We start from the raw sequence: 11,884 nt of genomic DNA, 5'->3' as shown, positions 1-11,884 counted from the left end.
CGCCCTTCCAGCCCGCCCGGCACCACGATCCAGCCCGTCCGGCGTTTGAGGACGAGGCCGTCCAGGCCGAAGCGGGGGTCCGGGGGCGCAGCCCCCGGGAACGGGGGTCGAAGGGGGCCCGGCCCCCTGGAGGACGGGACGGGTAGGGGCGGCGGGGGCGAGAAACCCCCCTCAGATCCGCCGCCGCGCCTTCCGAGCCCGCCGCACCACGGCCGCCGCACCCAGCAACGCCACCGTCGCCCCCGCAGCCCCCGCAGCCGTCGCGTCCTTGCGCCCCAGCCGCCGCCCCACAACCGTGTGCCGCCCAGCCACCTCCTCCAGCAACTCGGCCAGCACCTCCTCGTTCGTCCACCCCGGCCGCCACCCGGCGTCATGCAGCCGGCTCCCGCTCACCACCCACGGATACATCGTGTACGCGAGATCCCCGGCCGGCGACGGCGTCAGCCCGATCCGGTGCAGCCGGGCCGCCGCCCCCAGCGCGACCGCGGACGGCAGCTCCATCCGCCGGACCCCGCTGAGCTCCTCGACCTCCTCCTGCTCCAGCCACCCGTCGCACCCGACGGCGAGTTCCCCGTCGACCTTCTCCAGAACGGCGTACTCCAGCGCACTGCACAGATCCTCGACATGACAGAACTGCCAGGCAGGCCGCGACCCCGCGACGACAAGCAGCCGAGGCGACTCGAAGTACCTGGTCAGCGCGGTGTCCGTGCCGCCGACCAGCACCGCGGGGCGCACGACGGTGACATTGAGCCCGGGATGCGCGCGGGGCGCCCGGCGTGCGAGCCGCTCGATCTCCAGCAGGTCGCCGACGCCGGTGGCCTCCGCGGTGGCGCGCAACTCCGCGTCCTCGGCCAGCGGCAGCTCGTTGTCCGGCAACGCGCCGTAGACCATCGAGGAGGTGCACAGCACCACCCGGTGCACCCCGGCCGCGGCCGCCGCGGTCAGCACGGTCTGCGTCCCGCGCACGTTGTAGGCGGTGCGCGCCGCCGGATCGGTCTCCAGGTCCAGGTCGAGCGCGAGGTGCACCACCACATCGGCCCCGCGCAGCTTGTCGGCGATGGCCGGATCCCGTACGTCGAGGATGTGCCACTGGGCGCCCGCGCACTCGCCGCGCCGCTCGTCGATGGCGATGACCTGCTTGATCTCCTCGGAGGCGGCCAGCCGCTCGGTGAGCAGCGCGCCGACCCCGGTCGCGGCGCCGGTCACGGCGACGACGGGCCCGCGCACCGCGGGAGGGGTTGAGTGGTTTCGCGCTGCGCGAACCTGCGGATCTGGGGAACTCACCGGGCGTCTCCAGCGGTTGTCTTCAGTACGAGCGTGCGTGACGCGTACGTACCAGGTGGCATCCATCCTGCCGCAGGCCGACTGTCGGCGAAGCACCGAGGCCCGATCGGGTCGGGGTGTCTACGCTGGGTGGTGTTGTCGGGCAGCCGCGCCGCCGGAGAGAACCGGTGGCCTTACCAGCCGAGGATTCCCGTGAGTGACACCCCATTCGGTTTCGGCCTTCCGCCGGAGGAGCCGGAAGACGGCGACGAGGGCAAGAAGAAGGACCAGCAGAGCGGTGGTGGGCAGGGACCGGCCAACCCGTTCGGTTTCGGCGCGCCCGGAGCCGGCGGCTTCGGCGGCCCCGGCGCCGACAATCCGTTCGCTGCCATGTTCGGTTCGCTGAACCCCACCGACCTGGGCGCGGCCTTCCAGCAGCTCGGCCAGATGCTCTCGTACGAGGGCGGCCCGGTGAACTGGGACATGGCCAAGCAGATCGCCCGCCAGACGGTCTCCCAGGGCACCTCGGACGGCGTAAAGGACGCGAGCGTCGGTCCCGCCGAGCACACCGCGGTCCAGGAGGCCGTCCGGCTGGCCGACCTGTGGCTGGACGACGCGACGTCGCTGCCGTCCGGTTCCGGTTCGGCCGTCGCGTGGTCGCGCGCGGAGTGGGTCGAGGCGACGCTGCCCGCCTGGCAGGAGCTGGTCGACCCGGTCGCCGAGCGGGTCGGCGCCGCGATGGGCGACGTCCTGCCGGAGGAGATGCAGGCCATGGCGGGCCCGCTGATCGGCATGATGCGCTCGATGGGCGGCGCCATGTTCGGCACCCAGATCGGGCAGGCCGTGGGCGTGCTCGCGGGCGAGGTCGTCGGTTCGACCGACATCGGCCTGCCGCTGACCCCGGCCGGCAAGGCCGCGCTGCTGCCGGTGAACATCGAGGCGTTCGGCAAGGACCTCGGCGTGCCGAAGGAGGAGGTGCGGCTGTACCTCGCGCTGCGCGAGGCGGCCCACCAGCGCCTGTTCGCGCACGTGCCGTGGCTGCGCTCGCACCTGTTCGGCGCGGTCGACGGGTACGCGCGCGGCATCAAGGTCGACACGGCCAAGCTGGAGGACGTGGTCGGCCAGTTCGACCCGCAGAACCCCGAGCAGCTCCAGGACGCCCTCCAGCAGGGCATGTTCCAGCCGGAGGACACGCCCGAGCAGAAGGCCGCGCTGGCCCGTCTGGAGACGGCTCTGGCGCTCGTCGAGGGCTGGGTGGACGCGGTGGTCCACGCGGCCGCGAAGCCGCGCCTGTCGTCCGCAGACGCGCTCCGCGAGACCCTGCGCCGCCGCCGTGCCACGGGCGGCCCCGCGGAGCAGACCTTCGCCACGCTGATCGGCCTGGAGCTGCGCCCGCGTCGGCTGCGCGACGCCTCCCGCCTGTGGGCCTCGCTCACGGACGCGCGCGGTGTCGACGGCCGGGACGCGCTGTGGGCGCACCCGGACATGCTGCCGACGGCGAGCGACCTGGACGACCCGGACGGCTTCGTCCACCGCGAGCAGCTGGACTTCTCCGAGCTGGACAAGATGCTCGGCGAGGCCGCCCAGAAGCCCGACCTGCACAAGAAGGACAGCCAGGGAGACAAGGCAGAGGGCGACGACACCGAGTGAGCCTGTACGACGACGCGGTCCTCGTCCTCAAGGGGTACGAGGGCCAGGCCGAGCTGCGCCAGGACTACCTCGACCACCTCTCGGCGCACCCGGACGGCATGTGGAAGGCCTGTCACGCCGGGCATGTCACCGCGAGCGCGCTGGTCGTCGATCCCGAGCACGGCCGGGTGCTGCTGACCCTGCACAAGAAGCTGCGGATGTGGCTGCAGATGGGCGGTCACTGCGAGCCGGGTGACGCCACGCTGGCGGCGGCGGCCCTGCGGGAGGCGGCCGAGGAGTCCGGGATCCCCGGGCTGACGCTGCTGCCCGGGGGCCCGGTCCGGCTGGACCGGCACCCGATCCCGGCGCCGTGCCACTGGCACTTCGACGTCCAGTACGCGGCCCTCGCCCCGCGGGGCGCCGCCCACGCCATCAGCGACGAGTCCCTCGACCTGCGCTGGTTCTCCTACGAAGAGGTGCCGGAGGTCGCCGACGACTCGGTCGTACGGCTGCTGGAAGGGACCCGTGCGCGGCTCTGAGTCGGACACCTGTGCGACTCGGAACCGGCTCAGCGTCGGACACATGTAAGGGGCGCCCATCCTGGCGGGCGCCCCTTACCTTTTGCAGCTCTCGGACGGTCAGCTCCAGGCGTTGCCCTGGTTCATCCCGCGCGCGCCCTGCTGGCCCATGCCGAACTGGGCGGCGACGCCCTGGCCGATCTGGGCGTGCTGCGGCGGCAGCAGTTCACTCGGCTGGACCAACGCGAAGCCACTTCCCATGAAGCTCAGCTCCCAGCCCTCCCCGGTGCTGCCCCGGCGCCGCCACACGCCCGAGGAGTGCGTCTGGGCCTGCATCTGGACGCGCAGCCCGGTGGACCAGGCGACGATCGCGTCGGCGTCGCAGTTCACGTACTTGTCGGGCGTGACCTGCATCAGCAGCGGCGCGCCCGAGGTCATCAGGGCGACCTGGCCGCGTCCGGTGATGTTGAGCTGGTACTTCCCGGACCCGGAGATGCCGTCGAGGCTGTCGACGGCGACAACCTCGTAGTGCAGCGAGGAGTCCATGGCGAGGACGTAGCCGCTGTCCACGGTCAGACCGTCCTGCTCGACGTCCAGGACGTGGATGTGCTGGGCGAGGTTGGCGAAGTAGACCGTGCCCTGCCCGTGGCAGCGCATCAGGTCCAGGCCCTCCCCGGTGTACGCACGCGCGCGTGCCTGGTTGTGGCCCTGGTACTCGGCGTCGAACTCGACGAGCCCCTGGTAGGCGACCATGGTGCCCTTGCGGGCGAGGATGTCGTCGTGGCCCTCCAGGACGACCCGCAGCATCTGCTTGTTCTGCAGGCTGTAGCGGTCCCGGGCCTGGGAGTCGTTGAAGGCGAAAAGCGGGCTCTGCATGGTTTCCTGACTCCCCCTCAGCCCCGGAACCGGAGGCGGTCGGTGCTGTCCTCGCTGGGCTGGACGACGACGATGCCCTGACCGGAGAACGCCATCTGGTAGGCCTCGCCACTGCCCCGGCCGATCAGCGACTGCGCCTTGAAGCTGCGCTTGCCCTTGACCTTGAGGTTCGGGGACCAGGCGACCAGCGCGTCCGGGTCGACGTACGTCTCGTCCTCGCCGCCGCCGCAGTCGACGACGATCGGCTTGCCCCGGGAGGTCAGCGCGACCCAGCCCTGCCCGGAGATCTTGGTGTTCCACAGGCCCTGGCCGGCGAACTTCGCCAGCCCCTTGACCCGCTCCACGCCCCACGTCAGGTGCGCGTCGAAGGCGAGCAGGTTGGTGGCGTTGACCGAGATGCCGTCGCCGTTGAGGTTGATGACGACGACGTTCGCGCCGTAGTCGGCGAGATAGAGCAGACCGTCGCCGGAGCACTTCATCAGCGGCGCGCCCTCGCCGGTCATCCAGTCCCGGGCGATCTGGCGCACGGCCGGCGGGTTGGGCTCGTACTGCACGAAGCCCTCGTAGGCGACCATCGAGCCCACGCGTGCGAGGAGGTCGTTCCCGGTCTGCATGGCGACCTTCAGCATGTGGTCGCCATGGTTCTCCATACGGGCGGTGACGGGTGCGGGGGCGTAGCCCGCGAGCGGCTGGTTCATGACGGGCTCCCTCAGACCTCGTACGGCTGGACGACGATGAAGTTGCCGGGCGCGCCCCGGAACTGCAGGTTGACGCTCTCGCCGGTGTCACCCGGGTAGGCGTTGCGGCGCATCCGCACCTGGCTGGAGACGATCACCTGGGAGGCGGCCGACCAGGCGACGATCGCGTTGCAGTCGGCGAAGGTCGTCGGCGTCACCGGCAGCACGACCGGCGTGCCGTGTGTCTTGACGACGATGGTGCCGGTGCCCTGGAACTGCATCGTGAACAGCGCGCCGCCGGGGATGCCGTGCCCCTCCACCCGGCGGACCTCGTACTGCAGGCTCTCGTCGAAGGCGAGGACGCTCTCGGCGGAGACGCAGATCGCGTCGCCCTGCAGCTCGATGGGGTGCAGATGGGCGGAGTTCTCGGCGAGGAACACCTGGCCGTGGCCGGTGCAGCGCATCAGCTGCATCTCCTGGCCGGTGGCGCTGCCGACGATCCGGCCGGCGAATCCGGCGCCCTTGTAGCTGAAGTCGACCTTGCCCTGGTAGAGCACCATGCTGCCCTGCCGGGCCAGCACCGGCTGACCGCCCATCCCGAGGTCGACGCGGATGAGCTTGCTGTTCTGCGGGGTCCAGCGCTGCCCGGTCGGCGTCTCCTTGAACTTCTGGAGCGCGGCACCCACCCCGGCACCGCCCTGGGGAGCGCCCTGCGGGACGGCGTAGCTCTGCTGCCCCTGCCCGGGGACCTGTCCGAACGGCGGCTGCTGGCCGTAGCCCGGCGGCGGGGCCGGGGCCTGGGGTGCCTGCGGGTAGCCGGGCGGCGGGCCCGGAGCCTGTGGAGGCGCCGGGGGCTGGCCGTAGCCGGGCGGCGGCATCGGTGCGCCCGGGGCGGGCGGCTGACCGTAGAGCGCGGGCGCCGGGGCCGGGGGCGGCACGGTGCCGGGCGCGAGCGGGGCGATGACGGTGGGCGCCGCGTGCACGTTCGGGGCCGACCCGGGAGACGGGGGCGGGGTGAACCCCTGAAGTACGGGGGCCGGCACGGGGACGGGAGCCGGGGCGGGCGCGGGGGCCGGCGCGGGCGGGGCGGCGAATCCGGGCGGCGCGAAGCCGGGCGCGGATCCGGTCTGCGGCTGCTGCGGCTCCGGCGCGGCGGGCGCCTCCTCCTCCGCCACCTCGCCGCCGAAGTTCTTCAGCAGCGCCTCCAGACCACCGTCGAAGCCCTGGCCGACGGCGGCGAAGCGCCACACGTCCTTCAGGTAGAAGTCGCCGAGCATCACGGCGCGCTCGGTGGAGAACTCCGAGCCGTTGAAGGAGTACCGGGCCACCTCCTCGCCGCCCGCGACGATCCGGATGTACCCGGGCGCGACCTGCGACATCTGCCCGGGGCCGTCGATGGTCGCCGTGAACGCCAGCTTATGGATCTGCGACGGGATCCGGTCGAGCGTCACCCGGAAGGACTCCGTGTCGCCCGCCTGCGTACCCAGCAGCTGGATGGACTCCTCGGGCGACTTCGGCTGGTTGAAGAAGACGAAGTACCGGTCGTCCGACAGCCGTTCGTCGGCGTCGAGGCCGAAGCAGCTGATGTCGAAGGTCAGTCCGGGGCCGGTGATCTGCACGCCTACGTACAGATCCGTGCCCGCCGTGAGGTCACTGATCCTGGCCTTGTGGCCGCGTTGGAATTCCCTGGCCATGCGTTACGACCGTCCCCCATCCCGAATGTGAGTGCGTCGCGCCAGGCTAACGGCTAACTCGGACATCGGAAGAAGTCGGTACAGAGCCGGTACACAACCGCGCTCAGCGACCCCGGAGGGAGCGCTCCCGAGGTGTGTCACTCATCGCGCGCACCGGGCACGTGGGGCAGCCGGTCGGCCGCGACCACCCCTTCGAGGTAGCCCCGGGCCCGCTCGGTCCGCGGATACGCCTCCAGCAGCCGCCAGAACCCGGGGCCGTGCCCCGGCACCAGCAGGTGCGCCAGTTCATGGCAGAGCACGTAGTCGACGACGTACTCGGGCATGCCCTGGAGCCGGTGCGAGAGGCGGATGCTGCCCTCGGACGGGGTGCACGAGCCCCAGCGGGTGTTCTGGTTGGTGACCCAGCGCACCGAGACGGGGCGGGCCCGGCCGCCGAAGTACTGGGCCGACAGCCGCTCGGCACGCTCGGCCAGTTCGGCGTCGCCCAGCACTCGCTTGCTCTCCTGGGCAGCGAGTTTGTTGAGCATGACGGTCACCCAGCGTTTCTCCTCCGCCTCGGACATCCGGGCGGGGATCAGCACGACGGTGCGATCGCCCTCGCGGTACGCAGAAACGGTCCGGCGGCGGCGGGCGCTTCGGCGAACCTCGATCGCGCTCGCCACCGAGCCGCTGGGCGGCTGGCTCGTCGTGCTGCGCTGTGGCTTTCCGGCGCGGTGCAGTGGGTCGGCGGGCACGCCCCGACGTTACCCGCTGCACATGCGGGAAGTCCCGGGTCCGGGACGGTTCGGTGCCGATCCCCCACCATGCGTTTGATTTGTACGACGAATACCCATCGCCTGTGGACAACTTTCGGCGCCCACAGGGCGGCCCGGGCATGCTGGCACTCGTCGGCGGAGCGTGACCGGCTCCATCGGCACACGGGGATGTTCTGTGACCTTTCGACAGATACGGGGGCCTGTCATGCATCCGTTGGTGAAGCCCGCGCTGCGGCGCGGCTGGCGCGATCTCAACACCGTGCAGTTCGGGATGACTCCCGCGCACGCGATGACCCTGGGGCCGATGGACACGGCGACCGGAAGCTTCCTGGACCTGCTCGACGGCGCCCGGGGGCTCGCGCTGCTGCGCGAGGAGGGGCGCCGCATGGACCTGCCGGACGGGCATGTCGACGCCCTGGTGGAACGGCTGTCCGGCGCCGGGCTCGTAGACGACGCGCACGGCGGCGGGCCGGCGGCGCAGGCGCTGCGCGAAAAGAAAGAGGTGCTGGAGCGGCTGCGCCCGGATCTGGCCTCGCTCGCCCTGATCACCGCGGAGCCCGGCGGCGCGATCGACCGGCTGGCGGCCCGGCGGGCGCTGCGGGTGCGGGTGCAGGGCACGGGCCGGGTCGGTGTCACGCTGGCCGCGCTGCTGTCGGGCGCGGGCGTCGGCGAGGTCGACGTACGGGACGTGGGCCGCGTCCAGCCGTGGGACGTGGCGCCGGGCGGGCTGCCCGCGGAGGCGATCGGCGAGCGTCGCGACGAGGCCGCGCGCAGGGTCGTCCGCCGGGCGGCCCCGGACCGCCCGCCCCGCCGCCCGGACTCTTCGGCGGAGGAGCCGGGCCTCGCACTGGTGATCGTCGCCCCGCGCGACGACGTGCTGGTGCACGCCCCGGACGCACGCGCCGCCGAACCGCTGATGGCCTCGGGGACCCCTCATCTCTACACGGGTGTCGTGGAGGGCACGGGTGTGGTCGGCCCCCTGGTCCTGCCCGGTGGGACCGGGTGCGCCCGCTGCCTGCACGAGCACCGCACGGACCGGGATCCGGCCTGGCCGCGCCTGATCGCCCAGTGGCGGTCCGGACAGGCCCGCCGCGTGGCCGCCTGCGATCTGACGCTGGCGGCGGCCGTGGCCGGGCTGGCCGCCGCGCACGCCCTGGCCTTCCTCGACGGGGAATCGCCGAGCGGCGCGGGGGCGCGCTGGGAGGCGTCCGTGCCGGCTCTGCACTGGCACGCGCGGCCGGTCTGGCCGCACCCCGCATGCCCGTGCGGTGCGGCGGAGAAAGCTATGAGGGAACACTCCTCAACCAACGGGGATCCACACGCGACAATGGTGGTGCAACGGCCGTCGGCGGAGCGAGGACAGCACGCGGACGCTCCACGGCCGACTGGGACTTGGAGGGCGCATGTCTGATCTTCCCCGGAAGGCGGTCACCCGGACCGCCAAGCTCGCCGCGCTCCCGCTCGGCTTCGCCGGCCGGGCGACCTGGGGTCTGGGCAAGCGCATCGTGGGCGAGTCCGCGGAGATCGTCGGCCGGGAGCTGCAACAGCGCACCGCGGAGCAACTGTTCAAGGTCCTGGGCGAGTTGAAGGGAGGGGCGATGAAGTTCGGGCAGGCCCTGTCCGTCTTCGAGTCGGCCCTCCCGGAAGAGATCGCCGGCCCCTACCGGGCGGCTCTCACCAAACTCCAGGACGCCGCGCCGCCGATGCCCACCCGCACCGTGCACGCGGTGCTCACCGAGCGTCTCGGGGAGGACTGGCGGGAGCTGTTCCTGGAGTTCGAGGACAAGCCGTCGGCGGCTGCCTCGATCGGCCAGGTGCACCGCGCGGTGTGGCAGGACGGCCGGACGGTGGCGGTCAAGGTGCAGTACCCGGGAGCCGGCGAGGCCCTGCTCTCCGACCTGGGGCAACTGAGCCGCTTCGCCCGCCTGTTGGGGCCGCTGATCCCCGGTATGGACATCAAACCGCTGATCGCGGAGCTGCGCGACCGGGTCTCCGAGGAGCTGGACTACTCCCTGGAGGCGCAGTCCCAGGCGGCGCACGCGGAGGAGTTCGAGGGCGACCCCGATGTGGTGGTCCCCGCGGTGGTGCACCAGGTCGACCAGGTCCTGGTCACGGAGTGGATCGACGGGATACCGCTCTCCGAGATCATCTCGGGGGGTACGCAGGAGCAGCGCGACCGGGCCGGTCAGCTCCTGGCCCGGTTCCTGTTCTCGGGCCCGGCCCGCACCGGCCTGCTGCACGCCGACCCGCACCCCGGCAATTTCCGTCTGCTGCCCGGTGCACCGGAGGACGAGGAGGAGTGGCGCCTGGGTGTGCTGGACTTCGGCACCGTCGACCGTCTCTCCGGCGGCCTGCCCAGCCCGATCGGCGACTCCCTGCGGATGACACTGGACGGGGACGCCGAGGCGGTCTACGAGCTGCTGTGCGCGGAGGGGTTCGTCAAGGAGTCCATAGAGCTGGACCCCGACGCCGTCCTGGACTACCTGCTGCCGATCATCGAACCGGCCCAGGTCGACGAGTTCACCTTCACCCGCAACTGGATGCGCAGCCAGGCGGCCCGCATCGCCGACCCCCGCAACCCCGCCCACCAGCTGGGCAAGCAGCTCAACCTGCCGCCGGCCTACCTCCTCATACACCGGGTGACCCTGAGCACCATCGGCGTGCTGTGCCAGCTGGGGGCGACGGTACGGCTGCGGGAGGAGCTGGAGGCGTGGCTGCCCGGGTTCGTGCTCGAAGAGTTCGAGGAACTCGACGAACCCGAAGGAGCCGGCGAGGCCCTGGAAGCCGGAGAAGCCGGGGAAACGGAAGAGACCGAGGCGGCCGTGGAGGCGAAGTAGGGGCGGTGTTCACCACCAGGACGAATCGAGCCGGCCCTCGATCGCTCTGAGGTTCTCCCTGGAGCAGGTGTCGCAGAAGAACTGGCGGACGCCGTTCTCCACGGAGCAGGTCCAGGTGGTGGGCGGGGGGCCGTCGGCCGGGGTGCCGCAGCGGGCGCACACGAGCGGGTGGGGCTCCATGGCGGAGCCGCCGTGATCACTGCCTCCGGAAAGACTCGTCACCCGGTGACGATAACTCCGCGGCGCGGATCCCCCGGGACAACGCACCGCGGGGACCGGTCCGTTCGGCCGGACCGGCCCCCGCGGGGAGCTTTCGCCTCCCGGGATCGGGAGGCCACCGCTTCAGGTGTGCTGGGTTACTGCATCACGGCCATGGCGAGCGCACGGCGGGCGCGCATCGAAGCGCGCTCGGCCCGGCGCTGCATCCGGCGAGCGGACGCCAGGCGCACGGCCCGGCGTTCCCGCTCGGCCTCGTGCAGTCGCTCGTGCATATGCGCACGAGCCAAGGCTTCTGGGATGAGTTGCATCTCTCGGGTCCTGTTCTGACGCGAGCCGGTGGCGGTACCGGCGGTGGTGAAGTCTGGGATCGCGGAGCCGGCGGGCTCGCTGGTTGACGGCTTCATCGGGGCCTGCTTCTTGGGATCGTGCGTGAGGGGGCGGTCGATCGTTCCGTGGATGTTCATGCCGTGACCGGGTTCTTGCGCGGACGGCCACGCGGCCGCTTCCGGGCGACGACGACACCCTGGACGAAGAGCTCGCCACCCCAGACGCCCCAGGGCTCGCGCCGCTCCTTGGCCCCCGCGAGGCAGGCCTCCATCAGCGGGCAGGTGCGGCAGAGGGACTTGGCGTACTCGACGTCCGCCGGCGACTCGGCGAAGAAGACCTCCGGGTCGTAGGAACGGCAGGGGACGGGTACGCCGAGGTTCTCGATGGCGTCGTCGAGCGCGGTGAGCGCGGTGAGCGGGATCAAGGTGGAGTCCTCCGTGAGGCCGGGCGGGGGGATCGTTTCGGAAGGCGGTACGGACGGGGCGTGCGCTTCGAGTTGCACGGTTGTTCTTCCTCGTCTGGTCGTGCCGGTCGGGTTGGACCGGTTGGCGGCTGGTACCGGGTTCTGCTCTTGTCCCGAGGCCCCTTCGCTCCGCTCTCCCCGTTCGGGGAAAACAGAAGGGCCGCGGATCCCGGATGGGGTTCCGCGGCCCTGAAGGCGCCGGCCTGATCGATCAGGCTGGATCACTCCAGGGTTCTGGCCCACGGAAGGCCCACATCAGGTGGTGCTGCGTCGTCTGCTGCCGGCTTCCGGCACCGGGCGCCGTAAAGGCATAGGCCTTCGCCTGTGCCGCTACTGCTTCCAGTGCCTCGGTCGGTCGCTCATTGCGCTCACGGACAGGAAGACCCGCGAGAGAAACGGAGGACGCCGGACGCACGGCAGAAATGCCGGACAGACCGGTGCCCAGGTTCGAGACGCCGAGCATGCACACGGAGACGGCCGAGAGATCGGTCATTTTGGCCGCGCTGATGTTGCTGCTGGTCTTGATGCTGATCACTGGACTCGCCTCCTCTCGGCGTCTGGGGGACCGGTGTTGAGCCGATCCGCTCGGATATGCAAGTACAACACGGAATCGGGCCTTCGAGAAG

At 71.7% G+C, this 11,884-nt stretch carries 13 protein-coding genes; 4 read left to right on the top strand and 9 right to left on the bottom strand.

Features of this window, described 5'->3' with window-relative positions; all coding sequences use genetic code 11:
- Nucleotides 1-171: 171 nt before the first annotated feature.
- Nucleotides 172-1,284 (bottom strand): SDR family oxidoreductase, encoded by a 1,113-nt coding sequence (locus tag ABZ887_RS23035; protein WP_361292299.1) that lies wholly within the window; start codon nucleotides 1,282-1,284, stop codon nucleotides 172-174.
- A 192-nt stretch (nucleotides 1,285-1,476) separates the two neighbouring features.
- Here ABZ887_RS23035 and ABZ887_RS23030 point away from each other — a divergent pair, with 192 nt between their 5' ends.
- Together ABZ887_RS23030 and ABZ887_RS23025 are read left to right on the top strand one after the other, a co-directional pair.
- The gene (locus tag ABZ887_RS23030; RefSeq protein WP_361292297.1) at nucleotides 1,477-2,913 is read left to right on the top strand and encodes a zinc-dependent metalloprotease; all 1,437 of its coding nucleotides are present in this window, start codon (nucleotides 1,477-1,479) and stop codon (nucleotides 2,911-2,913) included.
- Nucleotides 2,910-3,431: an NUDIX domain-containing protein gene (locus ABZ887_RS23025; RefSeq protein ID WP_361292295.1), complete on the top strand. Its 522-nt coding sequence runs from the start codon at nucleotides 2,910-2,912 to the stop codon at nucleotides 3,429-3,431. The genes ABZ887_RS23030 and ABZ887_RS23025 overlap by 4 nt, the downstream gene beginning before the upstream one ends.
- Nucleotides 3,432-3,530: 99 nt before the next feature.
- Here the strand turns inward: ABZ887_RS23025 and ABZ887_RS23020 are convergent, their stop codons facing one another.
- The 4 genes from ABZ887_RS23020 to ABZ887_RS23005 form a co-directional block, all read right to left on the bottom strand.
- Nucleotides 3,531-4,286 (bottom strand): AIM24 family protein, encoded by a 756-nt coding sequence (locus ABZ887_RS23020; protein ID WP_361292293.1) that lies wholly within the window; start codon nucleotides 4,284-4,286, stop codon nucleotides 3,531-3,533.
- Between the two features lie 17 nt (nucleotides 4,287-4,303).
- A complete protein-coding gene (locus tag ABZ887_RS23015) occupies nucleotides 4,304-4,984 on the bottom strand; it encodes an AIM24 family protein (RefSeq protein ID WP_351489639.1) in 681 nt (226 codons plus the stop codon).
- A gap of 11 nt (nucleotides 4,985-4,995) precedes the next feature.
- Complete coding sequence (locus tag ABZ887_RS23010; RefSeq protein ID WP_361292291.1) at nucleotides 4,996-6,657, bottom strand: TerD family protein; 1,662 nt, start codon at nucleotides 6,655-6,657, stop codon at nucleotides 4,996-4,998.
- 137 nt (nucleotides 6,658-6,794) lie between these two features.
- Nucleotides 6,795-7,391 carry a M48 family metallopeptidase gene (locus ABZ887_RS23005; protein WP_361292289.1) on the bottom strand — a complete coding sequence of 199 codons (597 nt, stop codon included), beginning with the start codon at nucleotides 7,389-7,391 and terminating at the stop codon, nucleotides 6,795-6,797.
- Nucleotides 7,392-7,617: 226 nt separating this feature from the next.
- On the opposite strand from ABZ887_RS23005, the gene ABZ887_RS23000 reads away from it, so the two are divergent.
- Nucleotides 7,618-8,823 carry a TOMM precursor leader peptide-binding protein gene (locus ABZ887_RS23000; RefSeq protein ID WP_361292287.1) on the top strand — a complete coding sequence of 402 codons (1,206 nt, stop codon included), beginning with the start codon at nucleotides 7,618-7,620 and terminating at the stop codon, nucleotides 8,821-8,823.
- Nucleotides 8,816-10,249, top strand: a complete 1,434-nt coding sequence (locus ABZ887_RS22995; RefSeq protein ID WP_361292285.1) for an AarF/ABC1/UbiB kinase family protein — start codon at nucleotides 8,816-8,818, stop codon at nucleotides 10,247-10,249. Before ABZ887_RS23000 ends, ABZ887_RS22995 begins: the two co-directional genes overlap by 8 nt.
- Nucleotides 10,250-10,258: 9 nt before the next feature.
- Here ABZ887_RS22995 and ABZ887_RS22990 read toward each other — a convergent pair whose 3' ends face one another.
- The 4 genes from ABZ887_RS22990 to ABZ887_RS22975 form a co-directional block, all read right to left on the bottom strand.
- Nucleotides 10,259-10,471, bottom strand: coding sequence for a hypothetical protein (locus ABZ887_RS22990; RefSeq protein WP_361292283.1), 213 nt, complete (start codon nucleotides 10,469-10,471; stop codon nucleotides 10,259-10,261).
- A 134-nt stretch (nucleotides 10,472-10,605) separates the two neighbouring features.
- On the bottom strand, nucleotides 10,606-10,932 hold the full coding sequence (locus ABZ887_RS22985) for a hypothetical protein (RefSeq protein ID WP_361292281.1): 327 nt from the start codon (nucleotides 10,930-10,932) through the stop codon (nucleotides 10,606-10,608).
- Nucleotides 10,929-11,297, bottom strand: a complete 369-nt coding sequence (locus ABZ887_RS22980; RefSeq protein WP_020119791.1) for a WhiB family transcriptional regulator — start codon at nucleotides 11,295-11,297, stop codon at nucleotides 10,929-10,931. The genes ABZ887_RS22985 and ABZ887_RS22980 overlap by 4 nt, the downstream gene beginning before the upstream one ends.
- A 172-nt stretch (nucleotides 11,298-11,469) precedes the next feature.
- Nucleotides 11,470-11,793 (bottom strand): hypothetical protein, encoded by a 324-nt coding sequence (locus ABZ887_RS22975; RefSeq protein WP_361292279.1) that lies wholly within the window; start codon nucleotides 11,791-11,793, stop codon nucleotides 11,470-11,472.
- Nucleotides 11,794-11,884 lie beyond the last annotated feature (91 nt).

Origin of the sequence: Streptomyces sp. NPDC047061 (assembly GCF_040643955.1) — a bacterium.
Taxonomy (GTDB): Bacteria; Actinomycetota; Actinomycetes; order Streptomycetales; family Streptomycetaceae; genus Streptomyces.
Note: the sequence above shows the minus strand (reverse complement) of the source record. Positions and strands in the feature narration are given on the sequence as shown.

Coding starts and splice junctions, on each gene's coding strand:
- ABZ887_RS23020 (WP_361292293.1), bottom strand. CDS start 4,286: ATGCAGAGCCCGCTTTTCGCCTTCAACGACTCCCAGGCCCGGGACCGC.
- ABZ887_RS23000 (WP_361292287.1), top strand. CDS start 7,618: ATGCATCCGTTGGTGAAGCCCGCGCTGCGGCGCGGCTGGCGCGATCTC.
- ABZ887_RS23015 (WP_351489639.1), bottom strand. CDS start 4,984: ATGAACCAGCCGCTCGCGGGCTACGCCCCCGCACCCGTCACCGCCCGT.
- ABZ887_RS22995 (WP_361292285.1), top strand. CDS start 8,816: ATGTCTGATCTTCCCCGGAAGGCGGTCACCCGGACCGCCAAGCTCGCC.
- ABZ887_RS23010 (WP_361292291.1), bottom strand. CDS start 6,657: ATGGCCAGGGAATTCCAACGCGGCCACAAGGCCAGGATCAGTGACCTC.
- ABZ887_RS22985 (WP_361292281.1), bottom strand. CDS start 10,932: ATGAACATCCACGGAACGATCGACCGCCCCCTCACGCACGATCCCAAG.